At 29.9% G+C, this 17,957-nt stretch carries 16 protein-coding genes; 10 read left to right on the top strand and 6 right to left on the bottom strand.

Features of this window, described 5'->3' with window-relative positions; genetic code table 11:
• Nucleotides 1-136: 136 nt before the first annotated feature.
• A complete protein-coding gene (locus BTO16_RS04235) occupies nucleotides 137-940 on the top strand; it encodes an endonuclease/exonuclease/phosphatase family protein (RefSeq protein WP_105020392.1) in 804 nt (267 codons plus the stop codon).
• Nucleotides 941-947: 7 nt separating this feature from the next.
• Here BTO16_RS04235 and BTO16_RS04240 read toward each other — a convergent pair whose 3' ends face one another.
• From BTO16_RS04240 to BTO16_RS04255, 4 genes are all read right to left on the bottom strand, one after another.
• The gene (locus tag BTO16_RS04240; protein ID WP_105020393.1) at nucleotides 948-1,736 is read right to left on the bottom strand and encodes a transglutaminase-like domain-containing protein; all 789 of its coding nucleotides are present in this window, start codon (nucleotides 1,734-1,736) and stop codon (nucleotides 948-950) included.
• 248 nt (nucleotides 1,737-1,984) lie between these two features.
• Nucleotides 1,985-3,172 (bottom strand): hypothetical protein, encoded by a 1,188-nt coding sequence (locus tag BTO16_RS04245; RefSeq protein ID WP_105020394.1) that lies wholly within the window; start codon nucleotides 3,170-3,172, stop codon nucleotides 1,985-1,987.
• Nucleotides 3,173-3,267: 95 nt separating this feature from the next.
• Complete coding sequence (gene ychF, locus BTO16_RS04250) at nucleotides 3,268-4,359, bottom strand: redox-regulated ATPase YchF (RefSeq protein WP_105020395.1); 1,092 nt, start codon at nucleotides 4,357-4,359, stop codon at nucleotides 3,268-3,270.
• 147 nt (nucleotides 4,360-4,506) lie between these two features.
• Nucleotides 4,507-4,857, bottom strand: a complete 351-nt coding sequence (locus BTO16_RS04255; RefSeq protein ID WP_105020396.1) for a 4Fe-4S dicluster domain-containing protein — start codon at nucleotides 4,855-4,857, stop codon at nucleotides 4,507-4,509.
• Nucleotides 4,858-4,927: 70 nt separating this feature from the next.
• On the opposite strand from BTO16_RS04255, the gene BTO16_RS04260 reads away from it, so the two are divergent.
• The 9 genes from BTO16_RS04260 to rimK all read left to right on the top strand — a co-directional run bounded on the left by BTO16_RS04260 (nucleotide 4,928) and on the right by rimK (nucleotide 13,927).
• Nucleotides 4,928-5,989: an acyl-CoA reductase gene (locus tag BTO16_RS04260; protein ID WP_105020397.1), complete on the top strand. Its 1,062-nt coding sequence runs from the start codon at nucleotides 4,928-4,930 to the stop codon at nucleotides 5,987-5,989.
• Nucleotides 5,990-6,092: 103 nt separating this feature from the next.
• On the top strand, nucleotides 6,093-7,157 hold the full coding sequence (serC, locus tag BTO16_RS04265; RefSeq protein ID WP_105020398.1) for a 3-phosphoserine/phosphohydroxythreonine transaminase: 1,065 nt from the start codon (nucleotides 6,093-6,095) through the stop codon (nucleotides 7,155-7,157).
• Between the two features lie 96 nt (nucleotides 7,158-7,253).
• Nucleotides 7,254-8,204 (top strand): D-2-hydroxyacid dehydrogenase, encoded by a 951-nt coding sequence (locus tag BTO16_RS04270; protein ID WP_105020399.1) that lies wholly within the window; start codon nucleotides 7,254-7,256, stop codon nucleotides 8,202-8,204.
• A gap of 3 nt (nucleotides 8,205-8,207) precedes the next feature.
• A complete protein-coding gene (locus BTO16_RS04275) occupies nucleotides 8,208-9,446 on the top strand; it encodes a DUF1015 domain-containing protein (protein WP_105020400.1) in 1,239 nt (412 codons plus the stop codon).
• A 55-nt stretch (nucleotides 9,447-9,501) separates the two neighbouring features.
• The gene (locus BTO16_RS04280) at nucleotides 9,502-10,167 is read left to right on the top strand and encodes a YggS family pyridoxal phosphate-dependent enzyme (protein ID WP_105020401.1); all 666 of its coding nucleotides are present in this window, start codon (nucleotides 9,502-9,504) and stop codon (nucleotides 10,165-10,167) included.
• A 33-nt stretch (nucleotides 10,168-10,200) separates the two neighbouring features.
• Nucleotides 10,201-11,283 carry an exonuclease domain-containing protein gene (locus tag BTO16_RS04285; RefSeq protein ID WP_105020402.1) on the top strand — a complete coding sequence of 361 codons (1,083 nt, stop codon included), beginning with the start codon at nucleotides 10,201-10,203 and terminating at the stop codon, nucleotides 11,281-11,283.
• Nucleotides 11,284-11,422: 139 nt separating this feature from the next.
• A complete protein-coding gene (locus BTO16_RS04290; protein WP_105020403.1) occupies nucleotides 11,423-11,953 on the top strand; it encodes an RNA polymerase sigma factor in 531 nt (176 codons plus the stop codon).
• A 4-nt stretch (nucleotides 11,954-11,957) separates the two neighbouring features.
• Nucleotides 11,958-12,740, top strand: coding sequence for an anti-sigma factor (locus BTO16_RS04295; protein ID WP_105020404.1), 783 nt, complete (start codon nucleotides 11,958-11,960; stop codon nucleotides 12,738-12,740).
• Nucleotides 12,741-13,048: 308 nt separating this feature from the next.
• Nucleotides 13,049-13,927, top strand: coding sequence for a 30S ribosomal protein S6--L-glutamate ligase (gene rimK, locus BTO16_RS04300; RefSeq protein WP_105020405.1), 879 nt, complete (start codon nucleotides 13,049-13,051; stop codon nucleotides 13,925-13,927).
• A gap of 410 nt (nucleotides 13,928-14,337) precedes the next feature.
• On the opposite strand, the gene BTO16_RS04305 is transcribed toward rimK, so the two are convergent.
• Complete coding sequence (locus BTO16_RS04305; protein ID WP_105020406.1) at nucleotides 14,338-16,566, bottom strand: TonB-dependent receptor; 2,229 nt, start codon at nucleotides 16,564-16,566, stop codon at nucleotides 14,338-14,340.
• A gap of 19 nt (nucleotides 16,567-16,585) precedes the next feature.
• Nucleotides 16,586-17,881, bottom strand: a complete 1,296-nt coding sequence (locus tag BTO16_RS04310; protein WP_105020407.1) for a tetratricopeptide repeat protein — start codon at nucleotides 17,879-17,881, stop codon at nucleotides 16,586-16,588.
• Between the last annotated feature and the right edge of the window lie 76 nt (nucleotides 17,882-17,957).

Genomic DNA, 17,957 nt, shown 5'->3' on the forward strand with positions numbered 1-17,957 from the left:
TAATTGCAAGTATTGGCCTTTTCATTTTTGCTGCGAAAGATATTTTGTTTTGGTTAATTTTACTATTTCAAGTTATTTTAATTATCTATCATGCATCTCTTTTTGCAAGATTTATAAAATTTAAACCAAAAAAAAATTGCAGATAAAATCATTAAAAGAAATTAAAGTTATCTCTGCTAATGTGTATCAATTTAATACAGAATTTAAAAAATTTAAAAAATTTATCAGAAAAGAAAAGCCTGATATTTTTGTTACTATTGAAAGTAATAAAGATTGGGAGTTTGAATTAAGAGATTTAGAAATTGAGTATCCTTACAATGAAAAAGTTACTTTAGAAAACACTTACGGAATGCATTTATACGCAAAAATTCCGCTTCATAAAGTTTCTACCCATTATTTTATTGCTGATGACATACCAAGTATTGAAGCACATTTTAAAACAGAAGAAGGTGAAGAATTTGTTGTTTTTTGTGTGCATCCACCGCCGCCAAGTCCTACCGAAGAAAGAACTTCTAAAGAGCGCGATGGCGATTTAATGTGTATTGCCAAACGCGCTAAAAAAATTAACAAACCAACACTTGTTATTGGTGATTTTAATACTGTTGCTTGGTCTAAAATTTCAAAATTATTTCAGAAAAACAGTGAATTAATTGACGGAAGAACTGGTCGTGGTATTCTAGCTACGTATCATGCAAAATATTGGCTTTTTCGAGCTCCTTTGGATTTAATTTTTCATAGCACTACTATTTTTATAAAAGAGTTAAATGTTTTAGAATATATTGGTTCTGATCATTTTCCTATCTGTTGTATTTTTTGTGTTCATACAAATAATGGATCCCAAGAAAAACAAGTTGAAACGATCACTAAAGAAGAAAAAATAGAGACAGCTTTGTTCATTGAAAAAGGAAAAAAAGAAGATAGTAAAAATCGAAAAGATTAAAAAAAACTTACTTCTTAATTTCTGTAACAGTAATACTTTGTTGTAGAGAATGTGCAACGGGTCCAAATTGATTAAAAATAGCAACATCTGCTGCATCAAGCCCATAACCAACAGAAACATAACCCCCTTTTTGACCGGTTTGAGTAGCATCAAAAGTATACCACCGTCCGCCAATATAAGCTTCAAACCAAGCATGCATGTCCATAGGATACAATTCATGCAAATAACCAACAACCATACGAGCGGGAATACTTAAACTTCTGCACAATGCAATTCCTAAATGCGATAAATCTCTACAAACTCCCGAACGTTTATAATTTACTTCTGTTGCAGAAATAGGATAATCGCTACTACCAGGAATATAGCTGATATTTGTTTTTAACCATTCTTTAATGGCAAAAACCTGTTGATATCCTGGTTGCTGATTTGCGGTTATCGAATTTGCTAAATCATTAAACCGATCAGATTCACAATATCTACTTGGTAATAAATAACAAAGTATGTCGCTTGGTAAATTTTGAACTTCTACAAAAGTAGCGTCAAAATCTACATCAATAAACTCAGACGTTTTTACATCCGAAGTTGTATAAATTGAAAAACTACCGGTTGGAGCAACAAAACGTTGACATAAGTTGCCATAATGGTTAGTAAACTCAATAATTGGTACGTTTAAAGATATTTTAAACTCATCGAGTTCAATCCATTGTTCAGCACCACTTCTTGGGCGCAACATTAAAATAAAAGGGGTTGGTGTTTCTATATCAAAAGCCAAACTACAACTAACACGTAACCACATAAATAAATTTAATTAAACAATTTTATTACCAAAATTAGCAACCATTTAAAAGTAAAACATTAATACCGAAATAGTGTTAATTTAAACGTATTAATTGCCGCATAACTTTATAAAATCAATAACAGTTACGTTCTAAATTTTATTATTAAATTTTTAATTACTTTTTTAAATCTTGAATTGTACAAAACAAAAAAGTCACTTAAAATTAATTTTTAGGCGCCTTTTGTTATGTATTTAGAAGAAACTTCTTAATTTCTAAACTTATTTCTAGTAATAATCGCTTTAAATCTTTGTTTTAAATCTTGACCTGTATCATAAATCATCTTCTCGTTGTTTGGAAATGCAATTGCTTTTAGTACTAATAAATCTAAAAAAGATTGCTCTAAAGCTCTTTTATCTCCATCATATCGTGCATATAAATGCTCAAATACAAACTCGCTTTCTATAGGAAAAACTTGCACAGTTTGTTTCGTTAAAAAATCTGTATATATAACTTGACCAGCAACTTTAGCTGATTTAAATTGCGTAAACTGATAAAATTCGCAACGAATATTTTCTAACTTATCAACTTTAATTTTGTTACCTAATGTATCTTTTACTTGGTTACCTTTATCATCTAACAAATATTTAAATCCGTTAACAATTTGTTTTTCTTTAATGATTTGTTTTTCTCGAACTTGCTCTGGCGAAACATCTATATTTCTTAAATTTAATTCTAAGCCAAAATCATACTTAATTTTAGCATCTTTTTTACTGTGATATATAGTCCATAAATCGTTTAAACCGTAAGTATCAAAATTTAATAGATCTTCTTCTAATCTTTTAGGAATTACTTTTTCTGTTTCATTTTTCATGGAAACAAAAACAAAATCCACTCCTTTTTGCTGTGCGATGTTCATTAAATTACGAACATCTTTAAAATTAGAATTTATTTTTTCTAGATATTCTAATTCTTGGTAAGCTTCTCTATACTCAAATTTAGAATCAGCGTTGAATAACTTCTTTGCCTTGGTGTATAAAAAATCTGATAATTGATTTTTAGTGCCTATAATTTCATTATCATAATTAGTAAATTGAAAAACGGCATTTTTGTTTTTCTTTAAAATTGGTAAAGGAAGAATTGGCTTAATAAGTTCTTGTCTCCTTTTCAAACTTTCATACAAAACAAAAATATTTTCTATGTTTTCAGGATTTTGATCTTTTTTCAAGAAGCTAATTCTGTCTAAATCTTTAGCTGATGCTTTTACAAAAGCTTCCTGAAGCATAAAAACGTAAGGCTGATTTCCTTTTTTTGTTTTATTTCTTTTTAAATTATTCATTGCGATGTTAATCGCGGTGTCATAATTACCATTACTAATTGCTTCTTGTGTGTTTTTGATGCTACTGCAAGAAATTAGTAAAAAAGTAAATACTGTGAAAAGTAAAAGTTTCTTCATAATCAAAGAGGTTTTAAGCTGCAATTACAATGAACATGCCAAATGTTTATTCAACTCCTAAAAATAATGTTGAAAAGCTAATAATTAAATATGCCTTATACGTTAAACCTAAAGTGCATTACATCACCATCTTTAACCACATACTCCTTACCTTCTACTCTCATCTTACCAGCTTCTTTTACTTTTGCTTCAGAGCCATACGCAACGTAATCTTCGTAAGCAATCGTTTCTACTCTAATAAAACCTTTTTCAAAATCGGTATGAATAACTCCCGCAGCTTGCGGGCCAGTTGCTCCAATAGGTATTGTCCAAGCTCTTACTTCTTTTACACCAGCAGTAAAATAGGTTTGCAAGTTTAATAATTTATAAGCAGAACGAACCAATCTCGCAACACCAGCTTCTTCTAAGCCAATATCAGCTAAAAACATTTGCCTTTCTTCGTAATCTTCTAATTCAGTAATATCTGCCTCTGTACCAACTGCTAACACAATTACTTCTGCATTTTCGTCTTTCACAGCTTCCTTAACTCTATCAACATAACTATTTCCAGAAACGGCTGATGCTTCATCAACATTACAAACATATAATACTGGTTTTGCCGTAATAAATTGCATTGTTTTTACAAGTTCCATTTCTTTTTCTGTAAACTCAATCGCTCTTACAGAAATTCCTTTTAACAAGGTTTCTTCAACTTTTAATAAAACAACTAATTCAGCTTGCGCTTCTTTATTACCTGTTTTTGCTGTTCTTTTTACTTTTTCTAATCTTTTTTCAACAGTTTCTAAATCCTTTAATTGCAGCTCAATATCAATAGTTTCTTTATCTCTTATAGGATCAATAGAATTATCAACATGAATAATATTATCGTTATCAAAACAACGTAAAACGTGCAAAAGAGCGTCTGTTTCTCGAATATTTGCTAAGAACTGATTTCCTAAACCTTCACCTTTACTTGCTCCTTTAACAAGACCTGCAATATCCACAATCTCTACAGTTGCTGTTTGCACTCTTTCTGGCTTTACCAATTCTTCTAACTTTTTTAAACGTGCGTCTGGCACATTTACAACACCTAAATTAGGTTCAATTGTACAAAAAGGAAAGTTAGCACTTTGCGCTTTTGCGTTTGATAAACAATTAAATAAGGTCGATTTTCCTACGTTTGGTAATCCTACAATTCCGGCTTTCATTATTTCTTTAGATATTTTTAGATAAAAGATGCAAGAACCAAAGGTTGATTTTTGCGGTGCAAATATATATGTTTTAAATATAAAAAATTCCGAATTTTCCTCGGAATTTTTTATATTACTTATTGTATTTAAAAGTGTTCACTTTTTTTATAAATCATGCATAAAACGTTGTTTTTCTAACAACACTTTTTCTGTTTCTACATGTTCATCATCTGGTATACAACAATCTACAGGGCAAACCGCTGCGCATTGTGGCTCGTCATGAAAACCTTTACATTCTGTACACTTGTCTGCAACGATGTAGTAAATTTCATCAGAAACTGGTTCTTGAACATCATCTGCATTTGCAGCTTTTCCGTTTGGTAAAACCACTTTACCCTTTAATTTTGTTCCATCAGAATATTTCCAATCATCTGCGCCTTCATAAATTGCTGTGTTTGGACATTCTGGTTCGCATGCCCCACAATTTATACATTCATCTGTTATAATAATTGCCATAATTTTCTCTTCTGTTTTTGTACCTTTGCAAATGCAAAAATAAAGCCAAAATCATAGACAACCAAAATAAATGATTACTATTCAAAAGAGAATTACTGCATTCGCAAAATTAGGTGACTTTTTAAGTCAGTTTTCTGTAAATAATATAGTTAAAAAAGATGATATTGAACACAATGAAATCTTTTTTGACGGTTTTTTACATCAGATAAAATTAGCTCAAGAAAAGAATTCTTGGTTTACAAAAGACAATATTTTATTTTCAGTAAAAAGTTGGTCTAAGTCATTAAATTATAATGATTTAACAGCACTTACCGAAAGTGTTAGCTTAAATAAAAAATCACCTAAAAAAGTAGCTATTGTAATGGCTGGAAACATCCCTTTAGTTGGTTTTCATGATTTCTTATCCGTATTAATTTCTGGTCATTCGGTGGTTGTTAAGCAATCATCTAATGATAAACACCTAATGCCGTTTTTAGCAAAATATTTAGAGTATGTTGAGGAAGGTTTTAAAGGAAAAATAACGTTTACGGAAGAAAAACTATCCAATTTTGATGCAGTTATCGCTACGGGAAGCAATAATACGGCTCGTTATTTTGAGTATTATTTTAAAGATAAGCCAAATATCATCAGAAAAAGTAGAAATTCTGTTGCTGTAATTACCGGAAAAGAAACAGAAGATGATTTTATAAAATTATCTGACGATGTTTTTCAATATTTTGGTTTAGGATGCAGAAGTGTTTCTAAATTATTTGTGCCTAATGGATTTGATTTTGATGCTTTTTTTACAGGAATGTACGCCAAAAAGGACATGATTAACAATGCCAAATATGCCAATAATTACGATTATAATAAAGCCGTTTATTTAATGAGCTTGTTTGATTTGTTAGAAAATGGTTTTTTAATGATCAAGGAAGATGAAAGCTACTCCTCGCCTATTGCTACTATTTTTTATGAATATTATGACAATGAAATTGATTTAAAAATAAAATTACATCAAGATAGAGAAAAAATACAGTGCATAGTTTCGAAAGATTTTATAGAAAATGAGGTTGCTTTTGGACAAACGCAACATCCAAAGTTAACAGATTATGCAGACGGCGTAAATACGCTTGAATTTTTATCAACAATCTAACAAAATGGTTTTTGGTTGTTCGTTTTTGGGTAACAAGTAAATTCAAAGATTAATAAAGAGTACAATTATACCTTTTCTACTAGAATAATAAAATTAAAAAAAAATGAAAAAACATAATTTTAGTGCTGGCCCTTGTATTTTACCTGAAGATGTGCTTAAAAAAGCATCGGAAGCGGTACTTAATTTTAATGGTGATAATTTATCATTATTAGAGATTTCTCACAGAAGTAAACCTTTTTTAGATGTAATGGAAAAAGCTAGATCTTTGGCTTTAGAACTTTTAGGATTAGAAAATAAAGGATACAAAGCATTGTTTTTGCAAGGTGGCGCAAGCTTAGAGTTTTTAATGGTTGCGTATAATTTACTAGATAAAAAAGCAGCCTATTTAAACACAGGAACTTGGGCGGACAATGCTATTAAAGAAGCGAAGGCTTTTGGAGAAGTACTTGTCGTTGGCTCGTCTAAAGACAAAGGTTTTAACTATGTTCCTAAAGGATATGCAATTCCTGAAGATGTAGATTATTTTCATTGCACCAGTAATAACACCATTGTTGGTACACAAATGAAAACGTTTCCTAAAACGAATGTTTCTTTGGTTTGTGATATGAGTTCAGATATTTTTTCTCGTCAGTTAGATTTTGAAAAATTCGATTTAATTTACGCTGGTGCTCAAAAAAATATGGGTCCGGCAGGAACTACTTTAATTATCGTTAAAGAAGAAATTTTAGGAAAGGTAGAAAGACACATTCCTACAATGTTAGATTATCAAGTGCATATCGATAAAGATAGTATGGCAAATACGCCGTCTGTTTTTGCGGTTTATGTTTCTATGCTAACAATGCAATGGTTAAAAGATTTAGGCGGAATTCCTTTTATTGAAGAAGTAAATAACAAAAAAGCAGCACTTTTATATACAGAAATTGATAGAAATTCGCTTTTTAAAGGAGTTGTTGCCAAAGAAGACAGAAGTACCATGAATGCAACTTTTGTTTTAACAGATGAAAGTCTAACCGCAACGTTTGATAAAATGTGCAAACAAGCAGGAATTAATGGCTTAGATGGCCACAGAAGTGTTGGTGGTTATAGAGCGAGCATGTACAATGCACTGCCACTTTATAGTGTGCAGGTTTTGGTGGATGTAATGCAAGAACTTGAAAGAACAATTTAAAAATTAGAAATGTCATTCCGATTGAAAGGAAGGAATCTTTTTAATGAGATTGCCGCATAATTTCAACTATCGAAGTGACAAACATAAAAGATCAGAATGAAAATATTAGCAAACGATGGAATTTCTAAAAGCGGAATTGAAGCTTTAGAAAAAGAAGGATTTGAAGTAATTACAATAAAAGTTGCTCAAAATCAATTAGAAAATTATATCAATGAACATCAAATTGATGCCATTTTAGTAAAAAGTACAACGCAAGTAAGACAAGAATTAATTGAAGCTTGCCCAAGTTTAAAATTAATTGGTTGCGGCGGAATCGGTTTAGACAATATTGATGTTGAATATGCAGAAGATAACGGCTTACATGTTATAAATACACCTGCAGCTTCCGCTAGTTCTGTTGCAGAATTAGTTTTTGCACATTTATTTGGGATGGTACGTTTTTTACATTCATCGAACAGAGAAATGCCTTTAGAAGGAGATTCTCGTTTTATTGATTTACAAGAGGCTTATTCTAAAGGAGTTGAATTAAGAGGGAAAACTTTAGGAATTATTGGCTTTGGTAAAATTGGTCAAGAAGTTGCAAAAATTGCAATCGGTTTAGGAATGCATGTTTTAGCTACGGATGAAGAAATTACAAGTGCACCTATCATTTTAGAATTCTTTAATGGTCAAAAAACAACTTTTACCATCGAAACGGTTACTAAAGAAAAGCTTTTAAAAGAATCTGATTTTATTACGTTGCATGTTCCTGCACAAGCTGATTATATTATCACAAAAGCAGAAATTAACAAGATGAAAGATGGTGTTGGTATTATAAATACGGCCATAGGCGGAATTTTACATGAAGTAGACTTGGTTTTTGCAATAGAAAGCGGTAAAGTACAGTTTGCTGGTTTAGACGTTTTTGAAACAGAACCAACACCTGCTGTTCAATTATTAATGAATCCAGAAATATCATTAACTCCGCATATTGGCGCAGAAACAAAAGAAGCACACGAAAGAACAGGAACAGAATTAGCACAACAAATCATTCAGCTTTTAAGCTAAACTATGGCAATTGTAAAACCTTTTAAAGCAGTAAGAGCAACGAGAGATAAAGTAGCGATGGTTTCGTCTAAATCATACGAAATTTATACACCAGCAATGCTGGATTCTAAATTGGCTTTTAATCCGTATACTTTTTTACACGTAATTAATCCAGGTTATAAATATCATAAACAAGATATTAGTGGAGAGTTGCGTTTTAAATTGGTGCACAATCGATATTTAGAATTTAAAGAAAATGAAATTTTTAAGCAAGATAAAGTTCCTGCATTTTACATTTATCAGAAAATAACACCCACAAAATCTTTTTGCGGAATAATTTCTGCAACTTCGGTTGCCGATTACCATAATAATGTTATTAAAAAGCACGAAGGAACCCTAAAGCAGCGAGAATTATTATTTGAAAATTATTTAAAAAATACAGGTTTTAACGCTGAACCGGTATTACTTACGTATCCTGATAATGCAGTTATTGCTTCTATAATTAAAAAATACAAGCAACAAAGAGCAGAATACGAATTTTCTACAACCGATAAAGATTCGCATTTACTTTGGATTGTTGATGATGAATTGGATATTAAAGAAATAACAACCGCTTTTAAAGAAATTGACACTTTATATATTGCGGATGGTCATCATAGATCTACATCTTCTTGTTTATTAGCAGAAAGGTTGGCAGAAGAAAACCCGAATCATACAGGTAACGAGGATTATAACTTTTTTATGAGTTATTTGTTGCCAGAAAGTGAATTAAGTATCTATGAATTTAATCGATTTATAAAAGATTTAAATGGCTTAAGTCCGCATGAATTTTTAATTGAATTAGATACTTTTTTCAGAATTGAAAACAGAAATCAAGAGTTTTATAAACCTAAAGAAAAGCATCATTTTAGCATGTATTTAGATGGTGAATTTTATGCACTATATTTGCGAAAGTCACTCTATAATTTTACGGATGCTTTGAGCAAATTAGACGCTCAAATTTTGTACACAACTGTTTTAAAGCCCATATTAGGTATTGATGACATTAGAAATGATTCTAAAATAGTGTATTCTCAAGATAAATCTGATGGTTTAGAATTGAAAACTAAAGTAGATTCTGGTTTGTTTAAAGTTTCTTTTGGTATGTTACCAACGAGCATTAACGAACTAAAAGAAATTGTAGATGCAGATTTGTTAATGCCTCCAAAAACGACCTATATAGAGCCAAAATTAAGAAGTGCATTAACTATTTATGAATTTTGACACGTTGTGTCGTTCTGAAGTTAGTTTCAGAGTTTATTTAAAAACAGTATAATCAATGAATATTAAAGATAATTTAAAAAAAATAATAGATTCAATTCCAGAAAAAGTAACACTTGTTGCGGTTTCTAAAACCAAACCTATTGCAGATTTGCAAGAAGCGTACGATGCTGGTCAACGTATTTTTGGCGAGAATAAAATTCAGGAAATGGTTGATAAATATGACGCTTTACCGAAAGACATTAAATGGCACATGATTGGTCATTTACAAAGTAATAAAGTAAAATATATGGCTCATTTTGTTGATTTAATTCACGGAGTTGACAAATTAAAAACATTAGTAGAAATTAACAAACAAGCCAAGAAACACGATCGAGTTATCAATTGTTTAATTCAGGCAAGAATAGCAAAAGAAGATACTAAGTTTGGATTAACATTTAAAGAAATTGAAACCATTTTAACATCAGAAAAAACAGCAGAATTAAAAAATATTAATATTGTTGGTTTTATGGGAATGGCTACTTTTACTGATGATACAGCACAATTATCAGAAGAATTTTCATCACTTGAAACATTTTTTAAAACACAGAAAGAGAAAACCGCAACTTTAAACTGTAACTTAGAGGTTTTATCGATGGGAATGAGCGGCGATTATCAGCTTGCTATAGAAAATGGAAGCAATATGATACGAGTTGGCAGTTCTATATTTGGTAGTAGAAATTAGAATAAGTAAATTTATCAGAAAAAAAGAAAGAAATTGTACGCTATATTAGACATAGAAACCACTGGAGGAAAATTTAATGAAGAAGGCATTACTGAAATTGCCATCTATAAATTTGACGGTCATGAAGTTGTAGACCAGTTTATATCGCTGGTAAATCCTGAAAAGGAAATTCAAGCATTTGTTGTAAAACTTACGGGCATAAATAATGAGATGCTTAGAAATGCACCTAAATTTTTTGAGGCCGCTAAGAGAATTGTAGAAATAACCAAAGATTGCATCTTGGTTGCGCACAATACTTCTTTTGATTATCGAATTTTACAAACAGAATTTGAAAGATTGGGTTTCGATTTTAAAAGAAACACATTGTGTACTGTAGAATTAAGTCAGCAACTGATATTAAATCAACCTTCTTATAGTTTAGGGAAATTAACAAGATCACTGGGAATCCCCATGACAGAAAGACACAGAGCTTCTGGAGATGCTTTGGCAACAGTGCAACTTTTTAAACTTTTACTAGAAAAAGATACCGAAAAGACGATTATACAAGAATCTATAAAATATTTTGATAGACGCTTAGAAAAAGAAAAACTCCAAAATTTAATAGACTCGATTCCTACTATTTTAGGTGTTTTTTATATTCATGATGTAAAAGGAAAGGTGATTTACATCGGTAAAGGGAAAAATATAAAAGCTGAGATAAATAAATTATTTTTAAAGATAACCAGAAGAGCTGTAAAAATTCAAGAAAGAGCGAATACGGTTTCTTTTGATAGAACAGGTAATGAGTTATTTACGCGTCTTAAATACTATACAGAATTAGAAAAGCTAACACCTAAATTCAATTTTAAAAAGCAGTTTAAACTTTCTTTACTCAACTTTAATAATGATAATTTTATTATTGTTGATAAAGGCAGAGAAGTTGAAGAAAATGCCATGATTCTTATAGAAAACAACATTGTTTTTGGTTATGGATATACAAATTTAGCGCTTCAAGAAAAGGATTTAAGTGTTTTAAAATCGGTTTTAACGGTCATAGAAAATAAAGAGGTTGCTAAACATTTAATAAAAAATTATTTGAATAAGAACTCAGTAAAAAAAATAATAAGACTAGAATAATAAACTTCAGTTTTTAGAACTTTATAAAAACATTTTAACAGAAGTATTTATTTTATGACTAATAAAACGCAACTTTTATTTTTACAAAAAGAAAACTACCAATCCATTTAATTGTGATAGTTTAGCCTTTTAATAAAATATGGATCAAGAACAATTAATTTTACAATTTCAGAAAAAGGATGTGAAAGCATATGAAAAATTATACAATTTATATTGTGATAGTATTTCTGGTGTAGTAAATAATATTGTTAAAAATGACGATGTTGCTCAAGAAATTACCCAAGATGTATTTATAAAAGCTTGGAATAATGCAGAAAGTTACTCTGCACAAAAAGGACGTTTTTTTACTTGGATCCTAAATATAGCAAGGAATTCTGCAATTGATTACACACGCTCTAAAAAATTTAAACAGTCTAAGCAAAACCTTAACGCTGATTTTTTCGTAGATATACTAGAAACAAGTTCTTCTTTAGATAGTACAACGAATACAATTGGTTTAACCGATTTTGTTACAAAACTAGGAGATACTTGTAAGGCAGTGATTGAATTATTATATTTTAAAGGCTTTACTCAAAAAGAAGCATCAGAGGAATTAAATATGCCAATTGGTACAATAAAAACAAGAAATAGAACATGCATAGGCGAATTACGCGTAATGCTAGGAGTTTAAAAAAATGGATACAAGAGAATACATAGCATCTGGAATTTTAGAACTGTACGTAGCAGGCTCGCTTTCTGAAAAGGAAAATGTAGAAATACATGCTGCAATTCAAGAAAATCCAGAGCTTTTGGTTGAAGTAAAATCTATAGAAAATGCTATTTTACAATTAACAGCAGCTGCTAAAAAAGATACCGCTTATTCTTTTAATGACATTAAAACTCAATTAACAGTTAAAGAAACTAAAGTAATTTCAATTACGAAACCAAAAACAAACTGGTTACAATATTCTGGTTGGGCAGCTACTTTTTTAATAGGAAGTGTTTTAATGTATACGCTTTCACAAAATAATCAATTACAAGAACAAGTTGCAACTGAAAAGCAACAACTAGAAGAACAAATTGATAAAGCAGCTACTAATTTAGCAGATGCAGAAAAACTAATTGATATTTTTAGAGATAAAGACATTATTTCTGTTGCTTTAGCAGGGCAACAAGTGTCACCTACTTCATATGCAAAAGTGTATTGGGATAAGAAAGCAAACAGCATTTACCTAGATGCTAAAGGATTACCAGATCCTCCAAAAGGAAAAGTATACCAAGTTTGGTCTTTAAAACTAACTCCTTTAACACCTACTAGTTTAGGAACGCTAGATACTTTTACAGCAGATGCTAATAAGATTTTTACAATCACAAATGCTAATCAATCTGAAGCATTTGGTATCACATTAGAACCTGCAGGTGGAAGCTTGTCTCCTAACCTAGAGCAATTATACACTTTGGGCGCTGTAGCTTCTTAAATTTAAAAACAAAATTTAACCACACTTCTGAAATACATTTTTTTCCGTTCAATTATACTAAGTAATTGTAACTGGTTTACGTTATTTGTGTAAGCTTCAAAATTTAAATTTGATTAAAAATATTTTTTTAAAAGAACAATTTCAAATTAATTTTTTGTAGTATCTTTCATCCTATAAAAATAGTTTTCTAATTTAAAGTTAGAATACATATACTTTTAAATATATATATAAATCAGTTTTATTTCAATTATAAGAAATAGACAAAAAAACTTCATATTTTATGAAGTAAATTAAAATTTAATAAATTTATGAAAATCGCAGTCTTATCAGCAAACCCTAATCTTTATTCAACAAAAAGACTTGTGGAAGCAGGTAAAAAGAAAGGACATGAAATGATTATTATTGATCATACAAAATGTGACCTTGTTATTGAAAAAAGAAAACCAATGGTTATTTATAAAGGAGAAGAAATTACCGGCTTAGACGGTGTTATACCGCGTATTGGTGCTTCTGTTACCTTTTTTGGAACAGCCGTTGTAAGACAATTTGAAATGATGAAAGTTTTTACAGCAACAGAATCTCAAGCTTTAGTTCGTTCTAGAGATAAACTTAGAAGTTTACAAATTTTATCTAGAGCAGGTCTTGGTTTGCCAAAAACAGTATTTAGTAATTACTCTAAAAATGTAGGTAACATTATTGATAGAGTTGATGGTGCACCACTAGTTATAAAGCTATTAGAAGGCACACAAGGTTTAGGTGTTGTTCTTGCTGATAACAGAAATTCTGCAGAATCTATCTTAGAAGCCTTTAATGGTTTGCAAGCTAGAGTTATTGTACAAGAGTTTATAAAAGAAGCTAAAGGAGCAGATTTACGTGTTTTTATTGTTGATGGTGTTGTTGTTGGTGCCATGAAAAGACAAGGTAAAGAAGGTGAATTTAGATCTAATTTACATAGAGGCGGAACAGCAGAAATTGTTAATTTAACAGATGAAGAAGAAAATGCGGCTTTAAAAGCGGCTAAAGTTATGGGTTTAGGAATTGCTGGTGTAGATATGCTACAATCTGCTAGAGGACCTTTAATTTTAGAAGTAAACTCATCTCCTGGTTTAGAAGGAATTGAGTCTGCTACAGGCAAAGATATTGCTACACAAATTATCAAATACGTAGAAAGAAATTCAGATAACTAATTCTATTTAACAAATAATTTATATACCTTAATTGGTATCTAAAATAGTCCGTTACAAATATCTGTAACGGACTATTTTTTTTCTAAAAATTAGCCAGATAGAACACCTTTTTCTAATGTGTTTTTAAATGTAATGTAACAGCAAACTAAAACTTTATTTTCTTTCTGATAAAGCATATTATAACTTGGTTTTAGAAAGAATTTAATTTTATAAAACAAAATTATTTTGGTTTTTTGTTTGCTTAATTCTAATTGTTTTTTTTGCATCAATAGAGAGAAATTCTAAAATTAAAATGCCTGTTACAATTATGTAACAGGCATTTCATCCAACTAAAAACTAACCAAACTATACTTAATATTTCTTATTTAAATTATTTTTAAAACACATGCAATTAGTTAACTATATTCGTCTTAAAACTGGTAGCTTATTGTAGCTTTTGCAAATAATGGTGTACCAGGTGTAAAATGTATTTCTTCTACCGAATTTGTTTCATTTTGCAATCTACTTTCTGTGGCAAACTGTGTTTCATTCCAAGCAACATTAAAAATATTTTCTACTGAAACTCCAAATGTGATGTCTTTCATTTTATAATTAATGTTAAAATCATTTACAAAATATCCTTTTGCTACAATAGAGTTATCTTCATTAGCTGGTCTGTCGCCTAAATATCGGTAGCGAAATCCTCCAGAAAAGTTTCCTAAATTTGAAAAAGACAAACCTCCAGCCATTGTAAAATTAGGTGCTAGAGGAATGTAATTTTCCCCAACTATATTTTCTAAACTTCTTGCCTTTGTAACTGTTGCATCTGTATCAAAAAAGATATTATCAGATATTTGATATCTTAATCCCAAATCTAAACCAAAACGTTCTGATTTCCCAGATGGTTCAATAATACCAGCATCACCAACATACACAAATTCTTCTTCGGATAATAAGTACCAAGCAGCAGTATTTAAAACCAGTTTTTTAGTTGGTTTCCAAATATTCCCAAAATCTACTCCATAAGCTCTTGGTAAAATTTTATCGGCATTTTGTTGTAAAATTACTCTTGCATCATTAGAATGAAAACCAATTCCTGATTTTAAAAACCATTGTAAATTATCATTTTGAGCGTATAAAAAGTTCAACTTCGGGTTTACAATTGCTTTTGTTTTTGATAAAGTTTCGTAGCTAGTATTTAAATTATCATTGTATAAAAACTTAAAATAATCTACGCGAATTGCTGGTGAAATTTTAAACTTTCCTATTTCAAATTCTGAATTAAAAAATGCATACAAATTTGTTTGTTTCACATCTCCAAACTGAATTCTATTTAACAATTCATTTCTATTTTTTGTGTGTGACAATTGATTGTCTTCAATTAAATCATAACGCAAGCCAAAACCTTTAGTATATTTTGCTTCAACAGAACCGTACTTTTTAGTGTTTATAATTTGTGCATTCATTCCAAAAATAGCTCTATCTTCAAATTGTCTTATTTGATCTCCGTTTACAGCATCTTCTAAAAAAAATGTAAAATTAGAAAACAGTTCAAAATCATATTTAGAATAAAATACATTTGCTTTAAAAACAGATTCGTCAGATAAGGTTTTATTTAATTGAACATTAAAGTTTGTTCTAGAAGTATAACCACCTTCGGTATCATCAATTGCACCAAAACGAGTAATATTTCCATTTCTAACTTCTCTTTCTGGTATTTGTCCAGAAGCATCCCAGCTGCTTGTAAAATGGGATGCTGTAAAAGTTAATCTATCATTTTCGTTTAAAAACGTATTGTATTTTGCAAATACATTTAGTCTGTTAAAATTTTGTGGCGATTCAAAAGGACCATCAGTTTCTATATATTCTACAGCAACATAAGCGTCATCGTTTTTACTATTCTCTAAAAGATTAAACATAGCAACAGTTCTTGCTGAATTAAAATCTCCATAACCAACTGAAATTAAGTTTTTGTTGATGCTCGTTTTAGTCGAAAAATCTACATAACCTGCTGTATTAAAATCACCTTGATTTACATAATAAGGTCCTTTTCCAAAATCTATTTTTTGAATGGTTTCTGGAATAATAAAATGCAAATCAGAATATCCTTGTCCGTGAGCGTGAGAAACCATGTTAATTGGCATTCCGTCTACAGAAAGTGTTATATCTGTACCATGATCAATATCAAAACCTCTTAAAAAAATTTGTTCAGCTTTTCCTCCTCCAGCATGTTGACCAAGAAATAAACCAGGTACCTTTCTTAAAATTTCTTGCGAATTATTTACAGGGTTAACTTGTAAATCTACTCTAGAAATAGTTTGCAAAGCATTAATTTCTTTACGTAAAACCAATTCCTCTAACAAAAACACTTTAGTTTCAAGAATTATAACAATTCCGTTATTTAAATCTTGTTGTTTTACTATAAAACTCTTTTTTTCAAAACCCAAAATACTAACTTGAAGTAGGTTGTTTATACTGGTCTTTTCAATAGTAAACGTTCCGTTTTCACTTGTATGTGTGTGTGCATTAGATACTGTATTTACAACATATGCATTTTCTAAAGGCTCATTAAAAGTATTTAAAATACGCCCTTTTAACTCTTGTCCAAACGATTTAAAACTAAAAGCAAGAACAACAAAAAGTATAGCTAACTGTTTCATTATATGACTTTTAAATATTTTAAATATTTTTTATTTCTTGTTCAGAATTAGGACCTAATTCATAGATTGCTCCTAATAATTCTGTTTTTAATTTTTGAGCTTCTATTTGGTCTCCATTAGCTTTTAAGATATATGCAGTATGCAATAAAGCTTGTGGTTCAAAAGTTTTACCAATTACATGGTTTTTAGAAATTTGAATTGCTTCTTTTATATTTCCGTTTTTGTAATAAGACCATGCTAATAAATCATAAGATTGTGCAGTTGGCCTTGCTTCTACTTCTGTTTTTGCAATTTCCAGTGCTTTTAATGAATTTATTGTTTCATCAGCAAATAATAATACACTATATTTTGCATACATAGCTCCATATTTTTCATTTGCAACTTTTGATAAATACATTTTTGTTTGCGTTTCTTTTTCAACCATATTGCCCATAAAAGCTGCAATTTCTGCTTTTAATAAATGATAATCTGGTGATTCATTTTCTTTAGTTACAGTTTCTAAAATTCTTAATGCCTCTGTTGGATTACGCTCGTATGAATACACGATCCAAGCAATTCCTTTTTTTGCATAACTATTATTTGGATTGATTGCTAACGCTTTTAAATATCCATTATAAGAATCTTTAATTCTACCTGCGTGACCATAATAATCAGCTAAATTTGTGTAATTCCACTGTAATAAGCTTTGGTTATTTGTAGATTTTACAACCTCTAAAGCACTCTCTAGATATTCTATAGCCTTGTCTAAATTACCGATATGATCGTTGTATTTTGATACTCTAATTAAATAATCAAAATCTTTGAGGTTTTTTATTTTTGATAAATATTTTTCTACTTTATCTAAGTTTCCTAATTCTAAATGAACATCAACTAATATATAATGTGTTTCTTGTAATTTTTCCCCGTTAAATTCTGCTTTTGTTAAAACCTCTAATGCTTCTTTAAAACGATGTTGAGAAATATAATTTTTTGCTAAACTTCTTAGAGAACCAGCGCTATTGTAATTCGTTTTTTCATTAGCAATTACTAAGTTTTTTTCTGCTTCTTTTAATTGATTAATATCACCTGTTAATTGAAATATTTGTGAATTTGCAGAAGCCATTTTTAAGTTATAAGGATATTGATTTGGCGTTTTTGCCAACTTGTTTTCCCAAAAAGTTAATTCTTCATTTGCAGTTTGTAATGCTTTGTTTTGATCTAGTTGTAAATAAGCTTGATATTCGTTAGCGTTTGTAATTTGTTTAGTTTCTTGTTTATTGCAACTAATTGTGATAGCAAAAGTTACAAACAATAAAAATAGTTGGATATTTTTCATGATTTATAGTTTTAGTTTTTAATGATTTAAAAGTAAAAACTGGTGCACAACTTTAAATATGCACCAGTTTTTGAGT

Origin of the sequence: Polaribacter glomeratus (assembly GCF_002954665.1) — a bacterium.
Lineage (GTDB): Bacteria > Bacteroidota > Bacteroidia > Flavobacteriales > Flavobacteriaceae > Polaribacter > Polaribacter glomeratus.

Excerpts from the sequence above, each read along its gene's own strand:
- BTO16_RS04245 (WP_105020394.1), bottom strand. The coding sequence starts at position 3,172 with ATGAAGAAACTTTTACTTTTCACAGTATTTACTTTTTTACTAATTTCT.
- BTO16_RS04240 (WP_105020393.1), bottom strand. The coding sequence starts at position 1,736 with ATGTGGTTACGTGTTAGTTGTAGTTTGGCTTTTGATATAGAAACACCA.
- BTO16_RS04280 (WP_105020401.1), top strand. The coding sequence starts at position 9,502 with ATGAATATTAAAGATAATTTAAAAAAAATAATAGATTCAATTCCAGAA.
- BTO16_RS04270 (WP_105020399.1), top strand. The coding sequence starts at position 7,254 with ATGAAAATATTAGCAAACGATGGAATTTCTAAAAGCGGAATTGAAGCT.
- BTO16_RS04310 (WP_105020407.1), bottom strand. The coding sequence starts at position 17,881 with ATGAAAAATATCCAACTATTTTTATTGTTTGTAACTTTTGCTATCACA.
- rimK (WP_105020405.1), top strand. The coding sequence starts at position 13,049 with ATGAAAATCGCAGTCTTATCAGCAAACCCTAATCTTTATTCAACAAAA.
- BTO16_RS04260 (WP_105020397.1), top strand. The coding sequence starts at position 4,928 with ATGATTACTATTCAAAAGAGAATTACTGCATTCGCAAAATTAGGTGAC.
- BTO16_RS04295 (WP_105020404.1), top strand. The coding sequence starts at position 11,958 with ATGGATACAAGAGAATACATAGCATCTGGAATTTTAGAACTGTACGTA.
- ychF (WP_105020395.1), bottom strand. The coding sequence starts at position 4,359 with ATGAAAGCCGGAATTGTAGGATTACCAAACGTAGGAAAATCGACCTTA.
- BTO16_RS04290 (WP_105020403.1), top strand. The coding sequence starts at position 11,423 with ATGGATCAAGAACAATTAATTTTACAATTTCAGAAAAAGGATGTGAAA.
- BTO16_RS04255 (WP_105020396.1), bottom strand. The coding sequence starts at position 4,857 with ATGGCAATTATTATAACAGATGAATGTATAAATTGTGGGGCATGCGAA.
- BTO16_RS04275 (WP_105020400.1), top strand. The coding sequence starts at position 8,208 with ATGGCAATTGTAAAACCTTTTAAAGCAGTAAGAGCAACGAGAGATAAA.
- serC (WP_105020398.1), top strand. The coding sequence starts at position 6,093 with ATGAAAAAACATAATTTTAGTGCTGGCCCTTGTATTTTACCTGAAGAT.
- BTO16_RS04305 (WP_105020406.1), bottom strand. The coding sequence starts at position 16,566 with ATGAAACAGTTAGCTATACTTTTTGTTGTTCTTGCTTTTAGTTTTAAA.